The following is a 26,588-nucleotide window of genomic DNA, read 5'->3' on the forward strand; positions in this document are numbered from 1 at the left end:
ACACCTTTAAGTCCGGCAGCGAATCGTTGCCGGACTTAAAATACGGCATTCAATCAGTTTAAGGTGCCTGACAAATCAACGTCGCCCGACGTGGAGCAGGATAACCCTCAATCGTTTTGCTGTGATCGTCCTGATCCAGAAAGCTTTCCAACGACTCAAACGTCATCCAGTCCGTCGCCCGCTGTTCATCTAATGACGTGACACACTCATCAACCACTCTGCAGTTGATAAAACCAACCCGCTCCAGCAATCGAATCAGAAACCCAGTCGAACTAATAAACCAGACATTGCGCATTTTTGCATAGCGATCTTCTGGCACCAGCACACTCTGCTCATCGCCTTCAATCACCAAGGTTTCCAGAATCAGTTCACCACCCGGACGTAAGAAACTACGTAGCTCCTGCAAATGGGTAACCGGTGAAGCACGGTGATATAAAACCCCCATCGAAAATACCGTATCAAAACCAATACCACGATACTCACGGGTGAATGCGGGTAGCTGCTCACACTTCATCGGCAGTAAATGCACGGGCAAGCCTTCACCCGCATATTGCTTGATGGCTCGAAATTGCGCGACAAAGAACTGGCTTGGGTCAGCGCCGAGAACAAGCTCTGCCCCCTCTCCTAACATCCGCCACATGTGATAGCCGTTACCACAGCCCACATCCAGCACACTACGGCCCGCTAGTGGCGCAATGTGAGAGCGAATTCGCTGCCATTTATAATCAGAACGCCATTCGGTATTTACATGAATACCAAATATCTCATACGGCCCTTTGCGCCAAGGGATAATGGTACGCAGCTGTTGCTCTAATAAATCCCGAGACTCATCATCCAGATCTTCAGGGCGACCAATTCGAACACGATCAGCATTCAGGTCGTTATCTGTGGGAACCACTTTAGGCATGGCATCCAGCAAACGAATCCACTCCTCCAGAAAACCATGTGTTTTTTCCTGAAAAACGGCCTCTAGCTGAGTCGGTAAACGCTCCAGCCAAGGTTCAAAGCGCGTATCGGTCAGGTCGCGATAAAGCGTGTCAAAATTAAACATAATAGTAATATCTGACTCAGCTTTGGTCAGTTGTTAAACCGGGCCATACAAAGTCTGCTGGAATGCGTTCATATTGAATCGCTTCCCCAGTGCGCTTACCAGCCTCATCACACATAAAGTAGAGATAAGGGCCAATCGCCGCAGCTGGTAATGCCGTACTATCAGTCGCTTCACCAGGAAAATTCATTTTGCGCATTTGGGTGCGTAATGGGCCAGTATCGATGGTATTAACGCGCACAAAGCGGTCATCATTCTCATACTCATCCGCTACGATCGACATCATCGCAGCCATACCCGCTTTGGCAATACCAAAGGCACCCGCATAAGCCTTATTCGCCTGATGGGCAGAGTGAATAATCGAGCCATGACCCTTAGCTCGTAGCATGGGCATACAGGCTTGAATAATCAGGTAGTTCGCATTCAAATCAACCGTCATGACCTTCTGCCACATTTCAAGCTCCACCTGCTCAAATGGCACAAAACCCGGCAGCCACGCCGCATTGAGCACCAAGCCATCCAAACCACCTAACTGCTCTTCAAGGATACGCGACATTTCCAGATAGTCATGCACCGTAGCTCCGGCCATATCCAGCGGATAAATCGCTGGCTCAGGATTACCCGCCGCCACGATTTCGTCGTAAACCAACTCCAGCGCCTCGATGGTTTTATCCAATAGCACCACGGTCGCACCAAACTGCGCATAGGCTTTGGCAATGACTTTACCTAAGCCATCCGCCGCGCCAGTCACCAGAATCACCCGCCCGTCTAACGCGCCGGCAGGTGGAATAAAGTTTAAAAGTGCTTCAGCCATGATGGGTCCTGTTTCGTTTATTCGTCATCTTGATAATAATAGTCGTACGCGCGTTGCATTTCTGTGGTGAAACGCCATGCATCGGAGTACGAAAGGCCGCTATTTTCAGGGATAATCACCTTAACGTACAGGGATTTACCGTATTCATCCTTTAGTCTAGCTAATTGCTCAGACATTTGCGCGCGTGTGGTGACCTTAAATTCACCATTCTCAGTTTCGCGAATCCGGTATACATCTCTGCCACCCGATTTACTAAACCAAACCGACACCACTTGCTTGCCAACACTAGAGCGTGCAGGACGCAGTAGTTTCTTGTATTTAGCATCCAGCTCATCGTACTCGTCTTTCAGGCTTTGCACGCGTTCATCTTCTGAACTGCTCAATGCCGTTAAGCGCTCAATTTCAGTTTTTAGCTCGCTAATTTGGGATTCGCTTAAGGCCTTGCTTTCATCCAGAGAGTCTTGAGAACTTTGAAGTTGAGCTTCCAGCGCAGAAACCGCTGTGGTTTTCTCTAGCTCCATCGCATCCAGACTGGCTTGCAGACTTTGTAAACGACGCTCTAGTTCAGTCACCGAAGTCTCTTTCGACTGCTGGCTTTCTGCTAAATTAGTTTGCAAGGCTTTAAGCTGTAGCTCCAACTCTGCCAGCGAGGTTTCTTTATCCTGCTTGCTCGCTAGCAATGCCGCTTCGGACACTTCAAGACGGCGGCGTAATTCTGCGATAGTCACCGCACTACTTTTATCCGCCTGATTTACTTCAGCCAACTCGCCCTGCACGCGCTTTAGCTCTTCCTGCAAGCGAACCACTTGTGACTGACTGGTTTCTTGAATATTTTGCAATGCGCTCAAAGCTTCCGCCCGCATTCCTGCAGTTGCGAGTTGCTTATCACGATCAGCCGCTAAATCACTTAACTGCTGCTGCAATAGTGCAATGCGCTTCTCTGAAGCATCTTGAGTGATTTGCAAGGCAGATAGCGCCTGTGTGCTCTGCTTGAGTGCTGCTTCCTGCTGCTCGGTGCTAGCTTGCAAGGTAGTCACTTGCTGTTCGCGTTGCTCCAGTAGGGTCTCACGCTGCTCAGTAGCTGCCAAACTTGTCGCTAAAGCTGCTTCAATTTCTTTAATCTTCGCCTGAATACGCGCCAGTTCTAACTGCAAATCCTGATTGATTGCCTGCTTCTCGCTGGCAATCTTATTCGACTCAGCCAAGCGTTGTTCGAGCAGTAATAATTGATCTTCCAGCGTGTGATTTTTAGCTTCTTTATCCAGCGCTGTTTCAGCCGCCAGACGTTGCGCATTCATACTGTTCTTAAGGTCGGTTACCAGCTTCCAGTTATTGGTAATCGCCATTACTGTCACCAACAAAAACACCATGGTGATGACCATCATAATGTCAGTAAATGATGGCCAAAAACTGTCATCCCCATGATCGCGCTCGGGGAAGCTATGATAATCGGGAAAGCCGCCACTCATCGCTTAGTGTCCGTTTGGCCTGGAACAGCAATGCGGTCACTTTCGGAGGTAGTAATACCGCCACTAGCTGTGGGTGGCGAGGATGCACTCTTCGGTAAGCGGAAGCCTTCACGCAGCAAATCCTTAAGCTCTTGTAAGCTGGCTTCGCTAATCCCATCACCTTTAGTTTGGCGCTGCACGGTGGCGCTTAACTGATCCGCAACTGCAGTAAAACTTTGCTGCGCTTCCTGCAAGCGTTCAGCTGACTTATTCAAAGTCATGGTCAATTCAGCAACCTGACGAATTAGCGACTCTTCACTGTGAGTAATCGACGGCATCAGATACGTTGAGGTCATGGTCTCAATGCCATTTAACAACTGAGCGCGCGCATTATTTAATCGCAGATAAAAATAAGCATATAGCACGAAGCAAACAATCGCCGTCATGGTGGTACTCAGTGCCGATGACATACCACCAATAATCATGCCCATTTTGCTGGCACCTTCTGGCGAATCAAGCAAGCTAGAGGCTCCAATCAGTGCGATCGACAGGGATACCACCGTACCAAACACCCCAAGCAAGATCAGGATGCTATTAATAAAGCGCACCAAGGTAAACCGGCTTTGCTCCGAAGTACTCAGGCTAGAAGCCAATGCACCATGATTAACCGGCGCATTACGTCGCCCCATATTCATCACATAATGGTAGCGAGTGACCGCCAAGGCATCATCCGGCAAGCGTCCGGTTGGATCAGTGACACCGTCAGTAATGCCATCTACCAAGCGCTCCAGCACATTGTGCTCACGGCTGTAAGACAGCAATAAAGAGATCATCCGAAACATGCCCAGCAGGAATAAGACGATAATCACGCCATTGAGCATCCAGCCGACCGGATTAATTTCTCCGGATAGGTATAAATTGGCAATATTATCTTTTTGCCAGAACAAGGCCGCCGCGAGTAGTAGCATCAGTAATGCCACTTGAAATAAGGTCGACCGAGCGGTGTTGGTACTAATATTCACGTATTACTCTCCGTTAATTGGCGCGGTGGCTGTCTGACTCGTTGGCTTCAATCAGCCAATCGAGAATTTCCTGAGCCTCTTCGATCACACCATTGGCTCCCCACAATTCAGGGCGCTCTTCTTCGTCAATATAACCATAACTGGCCAACAAAGTTGTCATACCGGCCCGATTACCGGCCTCAATATCACGCTCAGCATCACCCACATAAATGCACTCAGTCGCCAATACATTACAGGCACTGGCGGCATAAAATAAGGGTTCGGGGTGAGGTTTACGATTTGGTAATGAGTCGCCGCTGACAATCGTCTTACTGCGATCATGCAAGTTGAGCAGTTTTAATAATGGAACCGTCAAAAAGGCGGGCTTATTGGTCACGATGCCCCAGGCAATCCCTTGCGCCTCAAGAAATGCCAGCGTTTCTTCCATTCCCTGAAATAATCGTGTATCCACACACAGGTTTTGCTCGTATAGATCTAAGTAACGTTGCTGCCTACGCTTAAAATCTGCTGCAGACTGATCAGCGCCAAAGCCCAACGTCACCAACGCGCCACTGCCGTGTGAGACCTGCCGACGCGCCATTTCGTGATCGACCGCTGGTAAGCCTTCTTCTTGCATCAGCAAGTCTAGGGCACCTACCATATCCGGTGCGGTATCCAATAATGTGCCATCAAGGTCAAACAGTACAGCACGGGTTGAGTATAAGGAACTTGTTGGCATTTTTTATATCTTTTAAGTGGTTGAAAACAAAACTTCTACCGCATCATAAATGAGGAACTATCTCGTGAAACTGTTTTTTTTGGCAAAAACACTATTCTTAACAATGCTTGTCAGCTTTATGCTGACCGGTACGGCATCCGCCTTTACGGAGTTTGACGGTACTCAAACCACCATCGAAAAACAAGTCGGAAAGGGAAAATGGACACTCATTGAGGTTTGGGCCTCCGATTGTCACGCTTGCCGCATGCACATGCCAGAAATGGTCGAGTTTGATGGCAAGATGGAAAATCTTGAGATCGTCGGTATTGCACTAGACGGCCAACCGGGCAAGAAAAATGCAAAGTCGATGATTGATGAATACAAAATGGGCTTCAAAAATATCATCAGCAATCCAATCGAGTTTAATGCTTGGATGGAATTGAATGCAGAAGAGTCATTAATCGGAACACCAACGTTCCTGATTTTTAACCCTAAAGGTGAGTTAGTCGCAGCCCAGCCTGGCATTATTCCAGTGGCGTCCGTTGAAAAATTCATTAAGTCGAAAAGCTAATTACTAGACTGACTCACTCCCTGCATCTCGACATGCGGGGAGTGTTAGCCTGAATTACTGCAAGGTATCCATCAGATCGATCATAAACTCGGTATCTTCCTGAGTTTGTTTTTTCCAACCATCCAATCCCATGCTTTGCAGCACACCTGCCCCTTTTTCCAACTCTGTCATCGTAACCAACAAGTCTTGTAGGTGATCGTGATGATCTTTGAATCGCGGGCCAGCCAATAGTACATGCGTGACCACATGGATTTCACTGGTTAGCAATACTCGCAGCTGCCCTTTCACAAAGTCAGATAAATTGTGATACGCCTCTTTTAAGAAGAACCCTACATCGGCTTTCTCCTGAAATAGCGCTTTGGCAACCAACACATAATTATCCACCAGCTGTACGTCAGTATTGCTGCTGGTTAAATTCGCTGATTCGATCATCATCATGCCAATTAAATTAACATCCGGATCATCCGTCCGTGCAATGCGTAAACCCGCTGCCAACTCATCAATGGATTGAACGGCTGATTGCTTAGGCACTGCCAACACGACTTCATCTGGTTTATTGAGTGGCGCGGCAATTGCTGTAAAGCCTTTCTCACGCACCAGCATAGCCGCATCAAAAGGATTGGCATAAATCAGGTCAATCTCATCGCGCAAAATGGCCTCACGCTGGCTGGCAAAGTCATTATACAGCTCGACATGAATGGCCTCGCCCAATTGCTTTTGCAGCCAGGTATTAAAGATGTACCAACCGGCAATGTAATCCGGCATAAAGTCAGGGCTAACCGTTAAGGTATAAGGTTTCATGCGGACTCCTGCGCAATCATTTGGCGGTATTGCTCGATGCACTCGCCAATGCGTTGGCGGGAGGGTTTACGGCGTACTGAGGTATACCCCACCACTTCGCCATCTCGCACATTAGCTACAACCGTTGCCAGCACCCAATAATACGCGCCATCTTTACGTAGGTTTTTTACGTAGCCCGTCCACTTTTCACCGCGCGCCAGCGTATCCCACAAATCCTTAAAGGCGGCTTTTGGCATATCCGGATGCCGAAGGATTTGATGGGGTTTGCCAATCAGTTCGGCCTCGCTAAAACCTGACATCTCGACAAATGACTGATTGCCATGCGTCAAAATTCCTTGGGGGTCCGTTCTTGAAACAATTAATTTGCCTTCGGGGAAAGGCACTTCACGATCACTCACCAGCACTTGCCGCTCAGTCCCATCATAATAAGTCAGGGTCTGCGACACGCAGCCAGGAACCACATCATCCAGATGCATATCCTGCATAGCTCACCTCGGTTGTATTGAATCCATTCACTTGGTGGCCTAATTATAGCGCCAGAGGGCCACTTGATTTCGTTGATAATTTGCACAACATGGATTTAAGTTAACCCGCATTCCCGTGTGAAGATTGTTACAGGATGGCCTCTGACACAGCGCCTGTGATATGTTTGCAAGCTTGACATCGATCTAAAATTTAATCACAAGGACATCACACCCCATGAGCCAAACTGTTATTAAAGCAGTCCTATTTGATATGGACGGACTTCTGCTGGAAACCGAGAGCATTTACACGGAAGTCACGCAGATGATTGTCGGGCGCTATGGCAAGGTGTTTGACTGGTCGGTGAAGTCCCACATGATTGGCCGCGATTCGCACGATGCGGCAACGTATTTAGTGAAAGCCTTAGACCTGCCCTTCACGCCTGAATATTACTTGGAAGAGCGTAATGATCTGCTAGATGAGCGATTTGCCTTTGCTAAAGCCAAGCCTGGTGCACGCGAGTTGATTGAAAAGCTCGCTGATATGAATTTCCCAATTGCGGTGGCAACCAGCTCTAAAGAGCATCACTTTAATATCAAGACTAGCCAGCATCAGGATTGGTTTACGCTGTTTGATACGGTAGTCACTAGCGATCATGAGAATGTGAAACGCGCGAAACCTGCGCCAGATATTTTCCTGACGGCAGCAGCTCAGCTAGGCGTAGCGCCTGAAAATTGCTTGGTATTTGAAGATGCGCCGTCGGGTGTGGCAGCGGCTAAGGCAGCGGGCATGAGCGTGATTGCGGTACCTGACCCAAATATGAGCCATGATGCGTTTGCAGATGCGAATGAGATTATTGATTCGTTAGAATTATTTGATCTGGAAAAATGGGGTTTGAACGCTCAATAAACAACTATTTAAGTGCTGGCGATAAACAACCGTCAGCGCTTTTATTTGAAGGTATTACAGCTTCTTCAAATAATCCACGCCACCCAACTTATCCATATGCTTCAAGATCCAAGCGTGACGCTTTTGCAACGTTTCGCTTGGCTCATTGGCATTCGATTTAGCGGGTGTTGGCAATACGGCCGCTAACATCGCGCATTCCTCACGTGTCAGCTCCATCGGTTCTTTATCAAACAGCAACTTACTCGAAGCTTTCACCCCAAACGTCACATCCGCAAACTGCGCCACATTCAAATACACTTCAAGAATCCGCTGCTTAGACCACACCAACTCCATCGACACACTCAGCACAATTTCGACCATTTTGCGGACATAGCTGCGGCCATTCCACAGGAATAAGTTCTTTGCCAACTGTTGGGTAATGGTACTTGCGCCGCGCACTGCCTTGCCTGCACGCCAATCGTCATAGACATTGCGTAACTCAATGGTATCGATTCCCCAATGTGTGGGGAAGCGCTGGTCCTCGGCCGTCAGCACAGCCAACGCCAATTCAGGCGGGATATTGTCCCAATCCGTCCACTCAAAGTTAGCCGCTTTATAAATAGCGGGCTCAGCTGCATGCAGCGCGTTTTGATGATAAATAAAAGCGGAAGTCGGAACAGGAACCCATCGAAATACCAGCAGTACCGATAGAAAGAGCAGAACAATGCCCAGCATTACCCAGAGTAAAACCCTAAGCCCTCGCATCATTCTTTTTGTTATTGGCTTCATGTGCCTATAATGCAGGAATCCCGCCTATTCGAGCAATACTTTTTAACCATGCAGATTAAAATTCACAGCAATATCAATCAGATTTCCGCCACCGAGTGGAATGATTTGGTTGAGGGTAATAATCCATTTATGCGCCATGAGTTTTTGGCAGCCCTTGAAAATCATGGCTGTGTCGGACCTGAGTACGGTTGGATTCCTCGCCATATTGGCGTCTATGAGTCTGATAAACTATGCGCTGCTTTGCCGCTGTACGAAAAGTATAATTCTTATGGTGAATTCGTATTTGATCACGCTTGGGCGGATGCTTATAAGCAAAGTGGCCTCACCTATTTCCCAAAATTGGTCTCTGCAACGCCTTACACCCCCGCGACCGGCCAACGATTTCTAAGTAATGCGGACTCACCAGAAGAGCATTATGAGCTGATCATGCAAACGATCGCGCAGTTTGCCGTTGCCAATAATTTCAGTAGTTTTCATTGCCTGTTTCCACGCGCTGATCAACTGGACTGGCTAGCCACGCTTAACCTCAATGATGCCAATGTGCTGCTGCGCCACGATGTGCAGTTTCACTGGCACAATCAGGGCTATAACGACTTTGAAGACTTCCTTGATAAGTTAACCGCTAAAAAGCGCAAAAATGTCAGGCAAGAGCGCCGCCGCATGCAGCAATCCGGCGTGCAACTGCGCTTACTGGATGGCCATACTGCCACTGATAAAGATTGGGATGATTTCGCGCACTTTTATAAAACTACCTTTGAAGAGAAGTGGAGCACGCCCACGCTAAATGCCGCTTTCTTTAAAGAAGTCGCCGCAAAACTCCCCGATCAGGTATTTTTAGTCCTAGCCGACCTCCCCGCTGAAGATGACGAAAGCACCGGTGAATGCATTGCCGGCTCACTTATGTTTCGAAGCGATACGCGCCTCTATGGCCGCCATTGGGGCTGCACCATGCAAGTAGATAAGCTGCATTTCGAAGCTTGTTATTACCAAGGGATTGAGTATTGCATTCGCCATGGCTTGCAGGTATTTGAACCCGGCGCTCAGGGTGAGCACAAAATTGCCCGTGGTTTTATTCCGACTGAAACACGCTCTGCTCACTGGCTAAATAATTCACCCTATCAAGAGGCCATTGCGCAATATGTCGATCATGAGCGCAAAGCCATTAATGACTACCGCAAGCAACTCGGCTCACCGTATCAGGAAAACGACTAATGAAACCCTATTCCACTGCCTGCGATCAAAACCGCGACCCAATACTCAGCGTGCTGCGTGAGTTATTAAGCGATCGCAAAACTGTTCTAGAAGTCGGTACCGGTACAGGCCAACATGCGGTGTATTTTGCAGAAAAGCTGCCACACCTAACGTGGCAATGTAGCGACCAAGCCCAGTACCACCAAGGCATTCAGCTATGGCTGGATGAGGCAAAGCTGCCTAACTTGCTGCCACCACTGGCCCTCAATGTCAGCGAAGATAATTGGCCGACAACGCAATACGACGCCCTATACTGCGCCAATGTGATGCACATTATGAGCTGGAAGAATGTCGAGGATTTGTTCCGACACACCGCTGCCTGCCTTAACGACAATGGCTTAATGATTTGCTACGGCCCATTTAATTTCAACGGCCAGTATACCAGTGCCAGCAATGCTCAATTTGATCAAAGCCTGCGAATGCGCGACCCATTAAGCGGGATTCGTCACTTTGAAGAACTACAAGTGTTGGCTGAAGAAAATGGCCTGAGTTTTGTCAGCGATATTGAAATGCCCGCGAATAATCGAATTTTGCTTTGGCAAAAACGCACAGTGCCCACCAAATAGTGAGCACTGTGTAATCGGCTACGGCTCAGCGCGCAATGCCTGAGCCCGCTAATTAGTCGGGATTAACCCGCGATTTTTTGACCCGTCTTTGCCCAATCAGACATAAACGCTTCCAAACCTTTATCCGTCAGCGGGTGCTTAACCAATGCTTTCAACGTTGAAGGTGGAATAGTCGCCACATCCGCGCCAACCAATGCTGCGATCTTCACATGATTCACAGTACGGATTGAAGCCGCCAGAATCTGAGTGTCGAAGTGGTAGTTGTCATAAATCGTGCGGATTTCCTGAATCAGCTCCATGCCATCAATACCCATATCATCCAAACGACCAATGAATGGAGAGATGTATGTCGCGCCCGCTTTAGCCGCCAGCAATGCCTGGTTGGCAGAGAAGCACAGTGTGACGTTAGTCTTATGACCGGCATCTGTCAGTGCTTTACAAGCTTTCAGACCATCCAGCGTCAGTGGTAGCTTGATGCAGATATTATCTGCAATCTTAGCCAGTACCGCAGCTTCCTTCATAATCTCTTCGTATTCAGTGGCTGCCACTTCCGCCGACACCGGACCATCTACAATGCTGCAGATCTCTTTGGTGACTTCGATAATATCGCGGCCAGATTTCAGAATGAGTGACGGATTAGTAGTAACACCATCCAGTAAACCCAGTGAATTTAACTCGCGAATATCATCGACATCAGCTGTATCAACAAAAAACTTCATGCGCTAACCTTATATTTCGTTTCAATTAATAGTGAGTGGCAGATCAAGCTACCCTGCCCCAGTGTAACTGTTTTTGGGCCTGACAACCTGCTACCGCATTATCGTTGAATGAGCACGGCTAATCAATTTCGAAACTCAGACTTAAATTAATTGTCCAAGCCCTTCAATGCCGCCTCAATCTGACGCTTACAAAACCTTTACATGAATTTTAGCGCCTTTTTAGCATCATTTTGCGCAGACTAGAGTATGCCGTATGATTGCTGGCTATCTAGCGTCAATCGGCGTCAACGCTTTTTCAAATCTAACAGGGGAATATTATGAAAAGCTTAAAACCTATTATCCTTACAGTCATTACTGCTGTGACTCTATCAACCGCCAGCATGGCAATGGCTGAGACTTCTTCAACGGTATCTGGCGACGGATTCCTTGAGCTAAATGTCGTCGAAGTCAGCACCGGTCAAGCTGCTAAGCAAGCGGTCAAACCAGCACCAAAAGCCTCTGTCAGAGCCAAGCGCGCGACTCGCGCCAAACGTGCCGATCGCAAAAAGCGTACTACCCGCAAAACTTATGCCTCTAGCTACCGTGTTCGCAGTGGCGACACGCTAAATAAAATCGCGGCTAAGTTTCAGGTTTCAGTTGATCGTTTAGCGCGTTTGAACAATCTGCGCGGCTCTAAGAAAAACCATATCGAAATCGGTCAGCGTCTGCGTCTTAGATAAGACAGCACGTTAACACCGCTCGATCTCAGCCTCGACGTCGTCATTCGTCGGGGCTTTTTTCCCTCCCTGCCTCGTACCTTTACTAAGCTAAAAGATTTTTTGAGGTACGTCAATCAAAAAACCTTTCAGAACACATTCAATAGGTTATACTCAATCGTCACCGCGAGTTTTACGGGTGATATGATAAGGAGGAATTCTATTGAACGCAGCACCCTGCAAGCCTATTCGTTATACTCAGCGACTCTCACACATAGCACTAATTAGCTGCGCGATATTATTTTCTCCGCTGTTAATTGCTAGCCCCGCTTCAGACTCCATCAAACTACCCGCACCACTCTCAGCGACTGACTTTATTCAGACTGATGAAGCGCGTAGTCGACTTGGACAATTACTGTTTTTCGACCCAATTCTCAGCGGTAATAAAAATATCGCCTGTTCAAGCTGCCATCATCCGGAGTTTGCCAGTGCCGATGGCGTTGCCTTGTCATTAGGTGATGGCGGGCAAGGGCTTGGCCCAGAGCGCATTCCGGTAACTGGCAAGAATCGCCCCGAACAGCGCATTGGCCGCAATGCACCGGCATTATTTAATCTTGGCACGAAGCAGTTTCGGTCAATGTTTCATGATGGCCGTTTGGAAGTCGACACCCAACGCGCCAGCGGCATGCGCACACCACTAGAGAACGATATGCTGCAAGGCTTTGATTCGATCCTTTCTGCGCAAAGCATGTTTCCCGTACTTTCTCCGGATGAAATGGCAGGCCACTATAATGAAAATGAGGTGTCGCGTGCTGTGCGCATGGGTTTGATCACCGGCCCCGATGGCGCTTGGCAGAAGATTTCAGAACGGGTACAGGCAATCCCTGAGTATGTGGAGCAATTTAAAGCAGCTATTCCGTCAATCCAACAGGCTAGCGATATTAAATTTACTGATATTTCGAATGTAATCGCTGAGTTTATTAGTAGCGAATGGCAGGCGGTTGATAGCCCATTTGATCGTTATTTGCAGGGCGATGCACACGCTTTATCCGCTGTTGAACAGCAGGGTTTACAACTATTTTATGGGAAAGCTGGCTGTGTAAGTTGTCACCAAGGCGCGCTGCAAACTGATCATGATTTTCATGCGATCGCCATGCCGCAGTTTGGGCCGGGAAAAGTGGCTCGATTTGAAAGTGAACCGCAAGATATTGGCCGTATGCGGGTAACAGGCAAGCCGGAAGATAAATACAAATTCCGAACGCCTAGCTTGCGCAATGTGACGTTGACTGCGCCTTATGGGCATAACGGTGCGTTTGCGACGCTGGATAGCATAGTGCGGCATCATTTGAACCCTGCTGCATCTTTAGCTGGCTTTAAATTGAGCGCGGTGAAGTTAGCACCTTTGCCTGAGAAGGATGCTAAAGACCTTAATCAGGCACGTTTAGATCGGGTGGTTCCGGAGTTACTAGCAGCTAATGAGTTAGCGGTAATTGAACTGGCTGATTCTGAGATTTCTGCGTTGGTGGCTTTTTTGCATGCTTTGACGGATTCGCGCTCTGGTGCTGGGAAATTGGGCAAGCCGCAAGCGGTACCTAGTGGCTTAGCGGTGGAATAGCCGTCTTACTTACCTGCTTGCTGTGTTTCTTTGGTGACTGGCCCTTTGAAACTTGCCAGATGTTCCCAGCCACTAACTCATACCAAGGGCTTTTGGCCTGATCAGGCCAAGTCACCTGCACCCTCACCTGCTGAGATTTACCAATACCAAAATGCTGAGGCAATAAACTACCACCTGCATGTCCACCACCGACCGTTACTTCCCGCTGGTAGCGTTTACCATCAGCTTCAACCGTGACCCAAGCACCAACCGCATCACGGTTTTTACCCGACTGCTTTAAACGAATGGCCACCCAATGACCGACGGCTGTTGTGGCATTTTGATAAACCCTAAAGTCTGCCCGCCGATTCACTACTACCAAATCCAACAAACCGTCATTATTAAAGTCTTCCAACGCCGCACCGCGAGAGCGCGCTGTATCGGCAATCCCAGCCTGCTGCCCTATTTCATGAAAGTTACCTTGTTCATCCTGCAGCAGTAAATTATTAGGATCGTAAACCGCAGAGTCCGGCATTTGATCAACATTGCCTTTGGCGATAAACAAGTCATCCAAGCCATCATTATTCACATCACCAAACTGCGCATGCCAAGCGGTTGATGGCCGCCCTTCATCCCCAAAATACGGTCGATGCGCAATCATGCCGCGCTTAAATGCCTGATCATCGTATTTCGGGCCGTTGGCTTCCGCATTCAAAACCTGAAACTTCTGATCACTCATACTGGTGAGCAAGTAATCGGGTAAGCCATCGCCGGTAATATCACGACTGGCAATGCCCATTCCCCAAATTTTAAAAGACTGCCAGCCCTCAGAGGCTTGATATAAAACAGGCTTTGGCTGCATTTTCCAAAGCTGCTCTTCACCATCATGTAAATAATAGTGGCGGTCATTACTCACTCGAAGATCGGCTTTGCCACTGTGTTTCCAGTCAGAAAACAGCATGGATAAGGTGCAATAACCGGGAGTTAATTCAATGGCAAAGCCAAATTGCTGGTCATGCATTCGATATAGCTGGTGTGAATCACAGGCTCCGAATGGGCCATCTTTGCGGCTACGATCGACGTAATTGCCAAATACCAAAGTCGGGCCTTGGCTTGGAGCTTCCCAAGTGGCGCTGAATGCAGTCGTCCAGCGCTGATCTGAAGGATATTTCCAATGATCATTCGCGTTTTCAAACTCACAATTACCCAGCCCACGCAGCAATCTATTCTCACCCGCTCGCAGCACTGCTAAGTCTAGGATTCCGTCGCCATCTATATCTAGAGGATAGGCACCGGTGACGGCTTTTAAGTCAGTTATGGCGCTTGGCTTTGGAGTAAAGCGAAGTGTTTGTTGACCACTGTTAATTAGGAGTTTAGCGGGCGTTTCACCACCTGCCACATACAAATCAGCAAAGTGATCATTGTTGCAATCAAAAGCTGCTACACCACCGCCAACAAAGTGCTCCCAGCCGCCTGTGTACTGATGACTAAATGGCTGCTCTGATGTTCTATCAATGAAGGTTATAGCTGAACTAGCCAGAGAATCATCCACACCATCAGAGCCAGCAGCTACACTTGCATTGGCGTTGGCGTTGGCGTTGGCGTTGGCGTTGGCGTTGGCGTTGGCGTTGGCGTTGGCGTTGGCGTTATCAGTTTTCGCTACAGCAGTACAAACCGACAGGCCTGCAGCAATGAATATCGCCAACAGGCCAGTCGATGAGCTACTTAAAGCTTTTGAAAACAAATGACGCGCCAAAGCAATCAATCCGTTTCCGCGCCAGGCCCGGGTATCGCTTTAGCCGGTACCTTGCCCAGTATAATCATCCCCAACACTTCATCCTTGGTCACATCTTCAGTGCGGGCTGAGCCAACTAGTTTACCGTTTTTCATAACCGCCACCCGATCCGCCAAATCAAATACATCATGGATATCATGACTAATCAGGAAAATACCGATGCCCTGCTTTTTAAGCTCCAAGATCAGCTCACTTACCTGCTTAGTTTCCTGAGGGCCAAGCGCTGCCGTTGGCTCATCCATTATCAGAATCTTGGCATTAAAGTGTACTGCGCGAGCAATTGCCACAGACTGCCGTTGCCCACCGGACAAGGCTTTTACCGGCTCACGAAAACGCGTGAAGTTCGGATTCAGTCGCTTCATCACTTTGCGAGTTTCAGACTCCATGGCGACATCATCCAACGTGCCCCAACGGGTTCTTAACTCACGACCTAAAAACAGATTCGCCGCAGCATCAATATTGTCAGCCAATGCCAGAGTTTGATAAATCGTCTCGATGCCATAGGCCTTGGCGTCATGCGGGTTATGAATCGTCGCGGGTACGCCATTGATTTTGACTTCGCCACGACTACCGCGATACGCGCCGGAGAGCATTTTAATCAGTGTCGATTTACCCGCGCCGTTATGGCCCAATACCGCAACCACTTCGCCACCGTATAAATCCACATCCACGCCATCAACCGCATGGATGCCACCAAATGAAATGCTCATATCACGCATTTCCACTAATGGGACTTTTTGTTCCGTTTGCATGATGATTCCTCCTAAGCGGCACGTTTACGATAGATAATATCAATATAGACCGCGAGCACGAGTACCACGCCGACCACCATGTTTTGCAGCGGTGCATCAAAGCCGAGCAACACCATTCCAGACTGCAGCGACTGCATCACCAGCGCACCGAGTACCGCGCCAACAATGGTTCCAACACCGCCATTCAGCGACGTACCACCAATCACCGCTGCAGCGATAACCAATAGCTCATCCAGCGTTCCGGTGGCATTGGTTGACGCATTCAAACGCGCCGTTGAGATGGCAGAAGCCAAGCCACATAACATGCCCATCACACTAAAAATCGCCACGGTCATCATTTTGGTATTGATACCGGATAACTCAGCCGCTTCAGGGTTTCCACCCTGCGCAAACACATAGCGACCAAAGCGAGTGCGCTTAGCCACAAAGGTCATCACAATCGCCACACCAATCGCAATTAGCACAGGGATTGGTAAGCCATAGGCGATTTCAAGACCACCTTCTGGGATCGCAATGCCATTCGCTTCAGCATAACGCTTAGCCACACGAGCAGGCATGTAATAGCTATTGGCAATGCCAACAATACCCATGACGATAGTGATGCCCAAACCTGCCAGCACAAACTCTGCCCACATTGGGCGCAATGGGAAATTAAAGCGTTTGCGCTGATGCCTTCCATTGATTAATCCAAATACGATCAGAACACAGCAGGCTAATCCAACAATTAAACTGGGCCAGTAACCAATGGTTCCACCGTTGCCGCCGCCAATTAAGCGGAAGGTTGAGTCCATCGGTGCCACGGTTTGCCCGGAGGTCACCCACCAAGCGGCACCACGCCAAACTAACAAACCACCTAGCGTTACGATAAAAGCTGGCACGCCCATATAGGCAATAACAGAGCCTTGCAAACCACCAATGAGCCCGCCAATGATGATTCCACCCAGTAATGCGACTACCCATAACAAAGGATGGCCGTGGCCTAGCAGGTCGGGTAGCAGGTTAACCTGCATAACGCCGATGATCATGCCAATAAAGCCTAGAATAGAGCCCACTGACAGATCAATATTACGGGTCACAATCACAAATACCATGCCAGCGGCCATCACCATGACCGAGGAGCTTTGGATTGAGATATTAAATAAATTTCGCGGCGTGATAAACGAACCACCCGACAGGATATCGAAGACTACCCAAATGGCCAGCAGCGCCAGCACCATTCCCAGTAGCCGTACGTCTAACTCCAGGGCATGTAAGAACCGCCCGATACGACTTGTTTTTTGTTCCATGTCAGCCTCTTTAAAGCCTTTTTTCAGACAAAAAAATAGAGTGCAACCGTCATAGTGGCAACTGCACTCTAATTTGTTTCAGCGTTTAAATTACGCAATCAAGCACTTAGTCACATACAGCAACCGTACCGGCTTTTACGCCTTGGCAAAGCTTTTCTTTAGTAATCCAACCAGCATCGACCACTTCAGCAAGGTTCGCTCTGGTGATTGGGACTGGCTTTAAGAATACTGATGTCATCTCAACGCCTTTAGGGCCGCCTGAGAATTTCACCGCGCCATCGATATCATCAAACTCAGCGCCTTCGGCAAGCTTCAGCGCAATCTCAGCCGCTGCCGCACCCAACGCACGCGCATCTTTCCAGACAGAGACTGTTTGAGTGCCTAACGCCACACGGTTCAGTGCAGCATGATCGCCATCCTGACCAGAGACTGGCACATCGCCATCCATACCCTGAGCAGCCAATGCCGCGACAACGCCACCGGCCGTACCATCGTTAGAGGCTACAACCGCATCCACTTTGTTATCGTTAGCGGTTAGGATTTGCTCCATGTTTTTCTGAGCATTGGCAGGCAACCAACCATCGGAGTACGCCTCACCCACATTAACCACTTTGCCGGAGTCAATCGCGTCTTTCAGTACTTCCATTTGGCCGGAAAATAAGAAGTCCGCATTCGGGTCCGTTGGTGAGCCTTTGATAAACACATAGCGCCCTTCTGGCTTCGCCTCAAACACAGCGCGAGCCTGCATGCGGCCTACTTCTTTGTTATCAAAAGTCAGGTAGAACGCGTCTTTGTTTTCAATCAAGCGGTCATAACCAACCACCGGGATGCCTTCATCCGTGGCTTTTTGGACAGCAGGCCCAATCGCACTGGAGTCTTGCGCCAGAATAATCAGCGCTGTTGCGCCACTGGCGATCAAACTTTCAACGTTGGATAGCTGCGTGCCCGGTGAGGACTGCGCATCGGCAGAAATGTATTTTGCACCGGCGGCTTCGATGACTTTTTTCATCGCGCCTTCATCAGTTTTCCAGCGCTCTTCCTGAAAATTAGACCAGGATACGCCGATCACTGTTTCGGCTAAAAGCGGTGTGGTTAATGCGGCAGATACCAGACCTGCGGCGACTAGAGTAGTCAGCTTGTTCATAATGAGTCTCCTCCCATTGATGCTGATAAAAAGTGAAACACAGGCTTCACTTAAACGAATCGGTTGACCAGGTTTTCGTAGTATTCCTGACGACCAGATTGTGGTTGTGGGTCAATGCCTTCACGCTCAACACGTGCCGCGATTGATTCCAATGATGCGTCTTCAGACAACATAGCTTGAGCCACCTCGCTATCCCATCCGGCATATCGCTGATTAACCTGCGACTGCAACGAACCTTCTTCATGCATTTTGGCAGCGGCCAGTAGCGCTCTTGCGCAGGTGTCCATGCCGCCAACATGTCCATATAACAAGTCAGCAGGATCAGTTGACTGACGACGTAATTTCGAATCGAAATTCATGCCGCCCGTAGTAAATCCACCACCTTGCAAAATGTAGTACATGGCTACGGCCATTTCTGGCACATTATTCGGGAATTGATCGGTATCCCAGCCAGACTGGTAATCGTTACGGTTGCCATCAATCGAACCGAAAATACCCAGCGTGTTGGCCATGGCAATTTCATGTTCAAACGAGTGGCCTGCCAATACTGCGTGACCTACTTCGATATTGACCTTGACCTCATTTTCCAAACCGTATTTTTTCAGGAAGCCATACACTGTTGACACATCAAAATCGTATTGGTGCTTGGTTGGCTCCTGTGGCTTGGGCTCAATCAAAATCGCGCCTTCAAAGCCAATCTTATGCTTGTATTCAACTACCAGATTCAGGAAGCGGCCCATGTGATCCAGCTCGCGCTTGGTGTCTGTATTGAGCAAGGTTTCATAGCCTTCACGACCGCCCCACAACACATAGTTCTGACCATTGAGTTTGTGCGTGACATCCATTGCGTTCTTAACTTGCGCTGCGCTGTAAGCAAACACGTCAGGATCTGGATTGGTGGATGCACCCGCCATAAAGCGTTTATTGCTGAATAAATTAGCCGTACCCCAAAGCAAGCCAACGCCCGTTTCCTGCATTTTCTCAGCAAACAGGTCGGTAATCTCTTGAACATTGCGATTGGACTCAGCCAAGGTAGCGCCTTCTGGTGCAATATCGCGGTCATGGAATGAGAAGTACGGCACACCCAGCAAGCTAAACATATCAAACGCAACTTCGGCTTTTAAACGTGCTCCGGCCATAGCATCCGCTGGCTTATCCCAAGGACGCGGCATAGTACTTTGTCCAAATGGGTCAACGCCATCCCAGCAGAAGGTATGCCAGTAACACACAGCAAAGCGCAGATGCTCTTCCATGGTTTTGCCCATCACTACGCGCTTAGGGTCGTAGTAGCGATACGCTAATGGATTGCTGGACTCCGGGCCTTCGTAGATAACCGGCTTAATGTCCCCAAAAAAATCACTCATGATGTCACTCCCTTTAGTGCCGGATAGAGGGCTTTATAGCGCTCGTAACCGTGCTGATATTGTGTTGTCAGTGCCGCAATCGGCTCGATCACGCGCTCGACTTCGGGCACGTAACAAATTTGTTGTGGGTCTGCGTTTTCTGCCGCGCATAGGCCAAGTCTGGCGGCACCAAAGGCGGCTCCCAGCTCACCACCGGCTGGAATTAATAGAGGCTTACCTAATACGGATGCGATGATTGATAACCAAGTCTCAGAGCGTGCACCGCCGCCGACCGCATAAGCCGCTTCAAAGTCAGTGCCGGCTGCTTGTAATGCCAGTTGGCTATCTTTAAAGGCATACGCCACACCTTCCAGCACAGACTGCGTTAAAGCGTTTACATCGTGCGAATGGGTCAAGCCAACAAAGGCTCCGCGAGCATTAGCATCGTTATGTGGCGTGCGTTCTCCGCCCAGATAAGGTAAGAAAGTCGCCGATGAGGGCGCTTGTGGAACGCCACCTAAGCCTTCGGTAAGCTCAGCCGCTGTTTTGCCAGTAATGCCAGACAGCCACTGCAAGCTATCGGTCGCGCTTAAAATCACCCCCATTTGGTGCCAGGTATCTGGCACCGCATGGCAAAATGCATGAACCGCACTTTGAGTATTCGGTGAAAAGCGATCATTACAGACAAAAAGTACTCCAGAGGTGCCGAGCGATAGAAACGCCTGACCCGCTGTGACAGTGCCCATGCCACAAGCCGCTGCGGCATTATCGCCAGCACCTCCGGCTACAACAACGCGTTGCCGAATTCCCCAATGTTGTTGTAGATCCTGTCGCAAGTCTGCCGAGGCTTCACTGCCTTCAACTAATGAAGGCATTTGCGCCCGACTCAGACCCGTCGCACTCAGCAATGCGTCCGACCAGTCCCTCTTTGCGACATTCAGCCATAAAGTCCCGGATGCATCAGACATCTCAGAGACATACTCCCCCGTGAGTTTGTAACGTAAATAATCTTTTGGCAGCAGTACTTTGGCTACTTTAGAAAATATTTCAGGCTCATGCTCTTTGACCCAGAGCAGCTTTGGCGCGGTAAAACCGGGCATTGCAATATTACCCGCCAGCTCGCGACTCTCTGGGCAATTGGCCTCTAACTCTTCACATTGCGCAGCTGAGCGTCCGTCATTCCACAAGATCGCAGGCCGTAACACGTCACCACTGGCATCTAGTAAGGTCGCGCCATGCATTTGTCCGGATAGACCAATCCCCTTCACTTGCGCAAAGGCATCTTTGTAGTTCGCAGATAAATTATCCAGCGTGTCGCAGGTCGCTTTCCACCAACTCTCCGCACTTTGCTCCGACCAGTTTTCATGGGGGCGAGCCACTTCCAGCGACACACTGGCACTGCCAATAATGTGCTGATCCGCATCCATCAAAACGGATTTAACGGATGAGGTGCCCAGATCAATACCAAGATACATGATTTACGCACCTCATTTTAAGTGTGCCATTACCGCAGAATGATTTCACAATCGTCCTCTCTATGTGTTCAGGTTATCGCGCAGGAAAATGTCGATACGAATACGTTCCTGACTTTCCAAAAATGATGTGCCATCAGCCAGCGCACGGATAATACGAATCGCGCTGCGAATCTGGTGTGGCGGGTCTTGATTTAAGATCGCGTCAAACGTGCCATCGCATAAGGCTTCGCGGGCATCGTCGGTCAGATCATGTGCCACAATCCGTACTTTGCCTGCCAGTTGATGTTGTTTTAAAGCAGCCACTAAACCGCGCTTGGCTGCGCCTAAATTATAGATACCGAGTAGATCAGGATGCTCAGTCAGTAGTGCATTGACCAATGACTCAGTGGTGGCATTGTCATCCCGCGCTTCCAACACCGGCAAAAGAGTTAGCTCCGGATACTCCTCACGCATGACTTGCTCAAAGCCAAAACGGCGATCAACGTGGTCACGCAGCAACATAGAACCTGCCACAACCGCAACTTTACCTGTTTGCGGCCTAATAAACCGGCCCAATAAACTGGCTGCGGTGCGCCCTGCTGCCACATTATCAATGCCAACAAAATGTGCCCTTGATGAGCCAGGGATATCGGATACCAAGGTAATCGGAATAACGCCACGCTCGGCAATTCGCTCAATGGCCTGCTTAACGTGTGGCGCATCGCTAGCGACAAATACGACGCCAGTGAATTGATCAGCTTCAATCGCATCCAAAGCTTTGATTAACGCCGGACCATCAAACGGGGGGATTTCTCGAATTTCGATTTGAGTGCGGTTGCGCACTTCAATATCAGCGGCGGACTCAGCTTCCTGCTTTAGCATTTGCATGAAGGCATTGTCGCCAGAGGGGAGTAAAAAACAGATTCGGTAGACACGACGCTTGGCTAAGTTTGCTGCTTGCGTATCCCGAGTGAAACCGATTTTTTCAATCGCATGAGTCACCTTTTCAATGGTGGTCGCCTTGACGCCCTGCCGTCCATTTAACACACGATCGACCGTCGCTAAACTCACTTTAGCTTCTGCGGCAACATCATGTACAGTGACTCGTTTCATAAATTCCTCCAATGCCAACTACCTTAAAATAAAAAATGATGTACGTAAATCATTTTCTGCAAAAGCATCAAAAAAACTGACAGAATGCCAATCAAGACTGTTGATGTGACTCACGCTCAGGCTATACTCAACTCCCCTTTCACCCATGACAGTCGCGGCCTTTTATGTCTCAGGTTTTTGCAGTCCTCTTTCCGGTTTTCTCCATTATTCTGATTGGTTACTTGTATGGGCGCTGGCGTCCTAGTGACATCAACACTGTTAACCGCATGAATATTGATGTGTTTGTCCCCGCGCTGGTGGTCGACTCACTGATGCGCAGCGACTTTAACTTAATGGAATATAAGTGGCTAATTGTTGCCGGAGTCGCAGTGGTGCTGGTGTCCGGGCTGCTATCGTGGGGTGTGGCTTATTTTATGAAGCTGCCTAATCAGGTCTTTGTTCCTCCAATGATGTTTAACAACTGCGGGAATATGGGCTTACCGATTGCGGTATTGGCATTTGGTGAAGTCGCGCTGCCAGCGGCCATGGTGTTATTCCTAGCCAGTAATACGCTGCACTTTACGCTAGGCACGCGTTTAGTGGGTGGCAAAATCTCGTGGTTTAGCCTGCTGACAATGCCAATCAATTTAGCCACGATTATCGGACTAGGCCTTAACTTTGCAAATGTTCAGATGCCAACTAGCGTTATGCTACCGATTCAAATGTTGGGGCAAATTTGCATTCCACTAATGCTATTTACGCTAGGGATTCGCATGTTGAGTGTGGATCTACAAGCATGGCGCATTGGTTTAATCGGGGCGATTGTACGGCCACTATCCGGCTTAATTGCCGCCGCCTTGTTCTTGTGGTTTATACCGCTTGAATTGGTGCAGCAACAGCAGCTGTTATTGTTCGCTATCTTGCCGCCTGCCGTGCTCAACTACATGTTAGCCGAACGCTATAATCAGGAACCGGTGAATGTGGCATCAATGGTTATTGTGGGCAATGCCAGTTCGGTGATTACGCTGTTTGCGATGCTGTACTACCTGAATCATTAAGCTCTGCGCTGGCGACTAGCTTTTCCTTGGTCGCTTTTGGTAGGCGTTTAATGGCATATTCGCGACTGGCAGCGGCTGAGCGAGATTCGACAGTCTCATAATAAACCAGCTTTACGGGTTGTCGTGCGCGGGTATATTTAGCCGCTAACATTCCCGTGCTATTATGCTCGCCCACGCGACGCTCGACATCAGTTGCGATGCCTGTATAAAGGCTGTTATCCGCACAACGGACTATGTAGACAAACCAGTAACTCATTGTTTATAAACCCAGAATTATTCCGACGGTTGAGGGATAAATCACTCAACGTCGACAGACAGGCCATCATATCATGACCAAAGCATTACAAATTAACGGACTCCGTAAAACTTACGGGAATGGCTTCACCGCCCTCAAAGGCGTCAGTTTAGACGTTGAAAAAGGGGATTTCTTCGCACTGCTCGGTGCCAATGGTGCCGGTAAATCGACGCTGATTGGAATTATCTCATCACTAGTCAATAAGACCGAAGGCAGTGTGAAAATTTGCGGCTTCGACCTGGAAAAAGAGCGCAGCCAAGCCAAGGCCATGATTGGTCTCGTCCCCCAAGAATTTAACTTTAACGTCTTCGAGCCGGTTGAAGAGATTTTAATTAATCAGGCAGGCTACTACGGCGTGCCACGCAAAGAAGCGACTATTCGCGCTAAAGAATTATTAGAGCAATTGGAACTGTGGGATAAGCGCAAGAATATGGCTAGTGAGCTCTCCGGTGGTATGAAGCGTCGCCTGATGATTGCTCGTGCGCTGATTCATCGCCCTCAATTATTAATTTTGGATGAGCCAACAGCCGGTGTGGATATCGAAATACGCCGCTCAATGTGGGAATTCCTGAAGAAGCTGAATGAGTCCGGCATCACCATTATTCTGACCACGCATTATCTGGAAGAAGCGGAAAGCCTGTGCCGCAATATCGCTATTATCAATAAAGGCAATATTGTTGAAAACACCAGCATGCGCGCCCTGCTCTCTCATTTGCAGATGGAAACCTTTATCTTAGATCTGAAAAATCCGGTCACTGAAATTCCGGAAACTGGAGAGTTTGTGCTGCGCAAGATCAATGACACCACGTTGGAAGTGGAACTCAATAAAGAATATTCGATCAATCGGATTTTTGAAGTGCTGAATACCCACGATATCCGCGTGATGAGTTTACGTAATAAAACCAACCGACTCGAAGAGCTATTCATCGAATTAGTCCACAAAAGTAACACCCCTGCTACCGAGGAGACCGCAGCATGACGGCCCAAGATCAAATAACGGCACTACGAACGATTCTGGTCAAGGAAGTGCTGCGCTTTACCCGTATTTGGGTGCAAACCATATTGCCACCGGCCATTACCATGGCGCTGTACTTTGTGATTTTCGGTAAGCTGATTGGCGGCGCGATTGATTCTAGCGCAACGGATGGCTATGCCTATATTGATTACATCGTGCCTGGTCTGATCATGATGTCGGTGATCACCAACTCCTATTCCAATGTGGTTTCCTCGTTTTATGGTGCTAAATATCAGGGCCATATCCAGGAACTGCTGGTATCCCCGACGCCTAACTTTATTATTTTGATTGGTTTCGTGGGTGGTGGTGTTGTACGAGGATTGATGGTGGGAGCCATTGTGACCGTGGTATCGCTATTCTTTACGGATATGGATGTTCAGCACCCATTTTTGACCATGCTGACTTTGCTTCTGACGTCTATTTTGTTTGCAACTGCAGGCCTAATTAACGGCGTTTACGCGAACTCATTTGATGATATTAGTATTGTGCCAGTGTTTGTACTGACCCCGCTGACGTACCTTGGCGGCGTGTTTTACTCCATTCAATTGCTATCACCGTTTTGGCAGAATCTATCACTGATCAATCCAGTACTGTATATGGTGAATGGCTTCCGCTACGGTATCTTGGGTGTCTCGGATATTAGTATTTATGTGAGCCTTTCTCTGATTTTCATCTTCGGCGCCATTTTGTTCAGCATCGCGTATTACTTGCTGGATAAAGGGGTAGGTATTCGCAGTTGAGCCCTTGGTTTGACTATCCCCGCTACCAATGGCAACAGCGCCATGCGGTGGTTATTGGTGCGGGAATTGCAGGGTGCCAGATCAGCTGGCATCTCGCACAGCAAGGCTGGACAATTAGCCTCATTGAGCGTGAAACGGATATTGCACGACAAGCTTCAGGCAATTTAGCTGGAGTCATTTCACCCAAGATGACTGCAAAACCCAGTACCGGTGAGCAGTTTTATCATCAGGCATTCGACTATTCTACTCAGCAATTAACCGATCTATTGGCCGCCGGTGCAGATGTTGATTGGCACTCTTGCGGCATGTTGCAGCTTAATCATAACGAACGTGAGCAACAGCGCTGGGAAGCATTGCGCGATCGCAACTTACCCGCTGATTTTCTACAATGTACGGATTCAGAGCAGACCTCACAATTAGCCGGTATTCATTGTGACTATGGCGCGACTTATTTCCCTCGCGCTGGCTTTATCAATCCTGCTTCGTTTTGCCGTGCTTTGATTCAGCGACCGGAAATTACACTGATTTCTCAGGTTGAAGCCATGAGCATTGCGCATGACGACAAGCAGTGGAGAGTTCATGATGCGGATGGCGGGGTTGTGGCACAGGCTGAAGTACTGATTTTGGCTAGCGGTAAAGACATCAATCAATTTACAGATAGCATCGTCTTCCCTCAGCTGGGCGTGCTCGGGCAAAGTAGCCATGCCACACCGACGCAGGGAAGTAGTGCGTTAAAGTGCGTAATCGGTCATGAAGGCTATCTCACGCCCGCTTATCAAAGCCAGCATGTTTTTGGCGCGACCTTTGATCGTGAGTTTGAGGAAATTACGGTTAGTGATACTAGCGATCAGCGAAATTGGCAGCAATTACAGGAATATTTACCTGAATGGTGTGCAGAGGTTGCTGAGATAAACAGTGGACATGTTGCCGTTAGAACGACTACTCCAGATCGATATCCTTATGCCGGAGCAGTGCCAGATACCGCGTTTTATGCAGAACACTATGCCGCATTAAAACATGGCCGGACTGCTGAGACTTATCCGCAGGCTAGCTATCAGTCTGGGTTATTTGTATTAGGTGGGTTTGGTTCACGTGGTCTAACGACTAGTGGCCTTTGTGCCAAGTTACTGAGTGACTGTATTAACAATCAAGTCACGGACAAGGATCAGGCATTGTTAAATACCTTACACCCTGCCCGCTTTCTGATTCGTCAGTTACGACGCGGCAAGCTTCCCGCTGTTTCGTAGTC

At 48.8% G+C, this 26,588-nt stretch carries 27 protein-coding genes; 10 read left to right on the forward strand and 17 right to left on the reverse strand.

Annotated elements, in window-relative coordinates; translation table 11 throughout:
• Nucleotides 1-58: 58 nt before the first annotated feature.
• Genes cmoB through LEUMU_RS0112825 form a run of 5 tightly spaced genes read right to left on the reverse strand, consistent with a single transcriptional unit; the run spans nt 59 to nt 5,050 of the window.
• Nucleotides 59-1,051 carry a tRNA 5-methoxyuridine(34)/uridine 5-oxyacetic acid(34) synthase CmoB gene (cmoB, locus tag LEUMU_RS0112805; protein WP_022952686.1) on the reverse strand — a complete coding sequence of 331 codons (993 nt, stop codon included), beginning with the start codon at nt 1,049-1,051 and terminating at the stop codon, nt 59-61.
• 16 nt (nt 1,052-1,067) lie between these two features.
• Complete coding sequence (locus tag LEUMU_RS0112810) at nt 1,068-1,862, reverse strand: SDR family NAD(P)-dependent oxidoreductase (RefSeq protein ID WP_022952687.1); 795 nt, start codon at nt 1,860-1,862, stop codon at nt 1,068-1,070.
• A 17-nt stretch (nt 1,863-1,879) separates the two neighbouring features.
• Nucleotides 1,880-3,331: a coiled-coil domain-containing protein gene (locus LEUMU_RS0112815; RefSeq protein WP_022952688.1), complete on the reverse strand. Its 1,452-nt coding sequence runs from the start codon at nt 3,329-3,331 to the stop codon at nt 1,880-1,882.
• Complete coding sequence (locus tag LEUMU_RS25950; RefSeq protein WP_022952689.1) at nt 3,328-4,332, reverse strand: MotA/TolQ/ExbB proton channel family protein; 1,005 nt, start codon at nt 4,330-4,332, stop codon at nt 3,328-3,330. Before LEUMU_RS25950 ends, LEUMU_RS0112815 begins: the two co-directional genes overlap by 4 nt.
• Before the next feature lie 13 nt (nt 4,333-4,345).
• Nucleotides 4,346-5,050 carry an HAD-IA family hydrolase gene (locus tag LEUMU_RS0112825; protein WP_022952690.1) on the reverse strand — a complete coding sequence of 235 codons (705 nt, stop codon included), beginning with the start codon at nt 5,048-5,050 and terminating at the stop codon, nt 4,346-4,348.
• 64 nt (nt 5,051-5,114) lie between these two features.
• Here LEUMU_RS0112825 and LEUMU_RS0112830 point away from each other — a divergent pair, with 64 nt between their 5' ends.
• Complete coding sequence (locus LEUMU_RS0112830; RefSeq protein ID WP_022952691.1) at nt 5,115-5,600, forward strand: TlpA family protein disulfide reductase; 486 nt, start codon at nt 5,115-5,117, stop codon at nt 5,598-5,600.
• Nucleotides 5,601-5,654: 54 nt separating this feature from the next.
• On the opposite strand, the gene LEUMU_RS0112835 is transcribed toward LEUMU_RS0112830, so the two are convergent.
• Nucleotides 5,655-6,401 (reverse strand): phosphate/phosphite/phosphonate ABC transporter substrate-binding protein, encoded by a 747-nt coding sequence (locus LEUMU_RS0112835; RefSeq protein WP_022952692.1) that lies wholly within the window; start codon nt 6,399-6,401, stop codon nt 5,655-5,657.
• Nucleotides 6,398-6,886: a PAS domain-containing protein gene (locus tag LEUMU_RS0112840; RefSeq protein ID WP_022952693.1), complete on the reverse strand. Its 489-nt coding sequence runs from the start codon at nt 6,884-6,886 to the stop codon at nt 6,398-6,400. Before LEUMU_RS0112840 ends, LEUMU_RS0112835 begins: the two co-directional genes overlap by 4 nt.
• A 214-nt stretch (nt 6,887-7,100) precedes the next feature.
• On the opposite strand from LEUMU_RS0112840, the gene LEUMU_RS0112845 reads away from it, so the two are divergent.
• Entirely contained in the window at nt 7,101-7,772 is a 672-nt protein-coding gene (locus tag LEUMU_RS0112845; protein ID WP_022952694.1) for an HAD-IA family hydrolase, read from the forward strand.
• 54 nt (nt 7,773-7,826) lie between these two features.
• On the opposite strand, the gene mtgA is transcribed toward LEUMU_RS0112845, so the two are convergent.
• Nucleotides 7,827-8,540 carry a monofunctional biosynthetic peptidoglycan transglycosylase gene (mtgA, locus tag LEUMU_RS0112850; RefSeq protein WP_022952695.1) on the reverse strand — a complete coding sequence of 238 codons (714 nt, stop codon included), beginning with the start codon at nt 8,538-8,540 and terminating at the stop codon, nt 7,827-7,829.
• A gap of 9 nt (nt 8,541-8,549) precedes the next feature.
• Between mtgA and LEUMU_RS0112855 the strand changes: the two genes are divergently transcribed.
• Both LEUMU_RS0112855 and LEUMU_RS0112860 read left to right on the forward strand, forming a co-directional pair.
• Complete coding sequence (locus tag LEUMU_RS0112855; protein WP_022952696.1) at nt 8,550-9,752, forward strand: GNAT family N-acetyltransferase; 1,203 nt, start codon at nt 8,550-8,552, stop codon at nt 9,750-9,752.
• Nucleotides 9,752-10,357, forward strand: coding sequence for a DUF938 domain-containing protein (locus LEUMU_RS0112860; protein WP_022952697.1), 606 nt, complete (start codon nt 9,752-9,754; stop codon nt 10,355-10,357). The genes LEUMU_RS0112855 and LEUMU_RS0112860 overlap by 1 nt, the downstream gene beginning before the upstream one ends.
• A gap of 62 nt (nt 10,358-10,419) precedes the next feature.
• Here the strand turns inward: LEUMU_RS0112860 and fsa are convergent, their stop codons facing one another.
• On the reverse strand, nt 10,420-11,076 hold the full coding sequence (gene fsa, locus LEUMU_RS0112865) for a fructose-6-phosphate aldolase (protein ID WP_022952698.1): 657 nt from the start codon (nt 11,074-11,076) through the stop codon (nt 10,420-10,422).
• Between the two features lie 317 nt (nt 11,077-11,393).
• Here fsa and LEUMU_RS28075 point away from each other — a divergent pair, with 317 nt between their 5' ends.
• Both LEUMU_RS28075 and LEUMU_RS0112875 read left to right on the forward strand, forming a co-directional pair.
• Nucleotides 11,394-11,795: a LysM peptidoglycan-binding domain-containing protein gene (locus LEUMU_RS28075; RefSeq protein WP_022952699.1), complete on the forward strand. Its 402-nt coding sequence runs from the start codon at nt 11,394-11,396 to the stop codon at nt 11,793-11,795.
• 199 nt (nt 11,796-11,994) lie between these two features.
• Nucleotides 11,995-13,386 carry a cytochrome-c peroxidase gene (locus LEUMU_RS0112875; RefSeq protein ID WP_022952700.1) on the forward strand — a complete coding sequence of 464 codons (1,392 nt, stop codon included), beginning with the start codon at nt 11,995-11,997 and terminating at the stop codon, nt 13,384-13,386.
• On the opposite strand, the gene LEUMU_RS25960 is transcribed toward LEUMU_RS0112875, so the two are convergent.
• From LEUMU_RS25960 to LEUMU_RS0112910, 7 genes are all read right to left on the reverse strand, one after another.
• A complete protein-coding gene (locus tag LEUMU_RS25960) occupies nt 13,364-15,130 on the reverse strand; it encodes a CRTAC1 family protein (protein ID WP_022952701.1) in 1,767 nt (588 codons plus the stop codon). The genes LEUMU_RS0112875 and LEUMU_RS25960 overlap by 23 nt on opposite strands.
• Entirely contained in the window at nt 15,127-15,912 is a 786-nt protein-coding gene (locus tag LEUMU_RS0112885) for an ATP-binding cassette domain-containing protein (protein WP_022952702.1), read from the reverse strand. The genes LEUMU_RS25960 and LEUMU_RS0112885 overlap by 4 nt, the downstream gene beginning before the upstream one ends.
• An 11-nt stretch (nt 15,913-15,923) precedes the next feature.
• Nucleotides 15,924-17,198 (reverse strand): sugar ABC transporter permease, encoded by a 1,275-nt coding sequence (locus LEUMU_RS0112890; RefSeq protein WP_022952703.1) that lies wholly within the window; start codon nt 17,196-17,198, stop codon nt 15,924-15,926.
• Nucleotides 17,199-17,304: 106 nt separating this feature from the next.
• Nucleotides 17,305-18,342 carry a D-xylose ABC transporter substrate-binding protein gene (xylF, locus tag LEUMU_RS0112895; RefSeq protein WP_022952704.1) on the reverse strand — a complete coding sequence of 346 codons (1,038 nt, stop codon included), beginning with the start codon at nt 18,340-18,342 and terminating at the stop codon, nt 17,305-17,307.
• A gap of 50 nt (nt 18,343-18,392) precedes the next feature.
• Nucleotides 18,393-19,706, reverse strand: a complete 1,314-nt coding sequence (gene xylA / locus LEUMU_RS0112900; RefSeq protein ID WP_022952705.1) for a xylose isomerase — start codon at nt 19,704-19,706, stop codon at nt 18,393-18,395.
• On the reverse strand, nt 19,703-21,160 hold the full coding sequence (gene xylB, locus LEUMU_RS0112905; RefSeq protein ID WP_022952706.1) for a xylulokinase: 1,458 nt from the start codon (nt 21,158-21,160) through the stop codon (nt 19,703-19,705). The genes xylA and xylB overlap by 4 nt, the downstream gene beginning before the upstream one ends.
• A 60-nt stretch (nt 21,161-21,220) precedes the next feature.
• Nucleotides 21,221-22,252 (reverse strand): LacI family DNA-binding transcriptional regulator, encoded by a 1,032-nt coding sequence (locus LEUMU_RS0112910; RefSeq protein ID WP_022952707.1) that lies wholly within the window; start codon nt 22,250-22,252, stop codon nt 21,221-21,223.
• A 164-nt stretch (nt 22,253-22,416) separates the two neighbouring features.
• On the opposite strand from LEUMU_RS0112910, the gene LEUMU_RS0112915 reads away from it, so the two are divergent.
• Entirely contained in the window at nt 22,417-23,289 is an 873-nt protein-coding gene (locus LEUMU_RS0112915; RefSeq protein ID WP_022952708.1) for an AEC family transporter, read from the forward strand.
• On the opposite strand, the gene LEUMU_RS25965 is transcribed toward LEUMU_RS0112915, so the two are convergent.
• The gene (locus LEUMU_RS25965; RefSeq protein WP_022952709.1) at nt 23,252-23,545 is read right to left on the reverse strand and encodes a GIY-YIG nuclease family protein; all 294 of its coding nucleotides are present in this window, start codon (nt 23,543-23,545) and stop codon (nt 23,252-23,254) included. The two genes, LEUMU_RS0112915 and LEUMU_RS25965, sit on opposite strands and share 38 nt — an antisense overlap.
• A 73-nt stretch (nt 23,546-23,618) precedes the next feature.
• Here LEUMU_RS25965 and LEUMU_RS0112925 point away from each other — a divergent pair, with 73 nt between their 5' ends.
• Genes LEUMU_RS0112925 through mnmC1 form a run of 3 tightly spaced genes read left to right on the forward strand, consistent with a single transcriptional unit; the run spans nt 23,619 to nt 26,586 of the window.
• The gene (locus LEUMU_RS0112925; RefSeq protein ID WP_022952710.1) at nt 23,619-24,563 is read left to right on the forward strand and encodes an ABC transporter ATP-binding protein; all 945 of its coding nucleotides are present in this window, start codon (nt 23,619-23,621) and stop codon (nt 24,561-24,563) included.
• On the forward strand, nt 24,560-25,339 hold the full coding sequence (locus LEUMU_RS0112930; protein ID WP_022952711.1) for an ABC transporter permease: 780 nt from the start codon (nt 24,560-24,562) through the stop codon (nt 25,337-25,339). Before LEUMU_RS0112925 ends, LEUMU_RS0112930 begins: the two co-directional genes overlap by 4 nt.
• Nucleotides 25,336-26,586, forward strand: a complete 1,251-nt coding sequence (gene mnmC1 / locus LEUMU_RS25970; RefSeq protein WP_022952712.1) for an FAD-dependent 5-carboxymethylaminomethyl-2-thiouridine(34) oxidoreductase MnmC1 — start codon at nt 25,336-25,338, stop codon at nt 26,584-26,586. Before LEUMU_RS0112930 ends, mnmC1 begins: the two co-directional genes overlap by 4 nt.
• Nucleotides 26,587-26,588: the final 2 nt, after the last annotated feature.

Origin of the sequence: Leucothrix mucor DSM 2157 (genome assembly GCF_000419525.1) — a bacterium.
Lineage (GTDB): Bacteria > Pseudomonadota > Gammaproteobacteria > Thiotrichales > Thiotrichaceae > Leucothrix > Leucothrix mucor.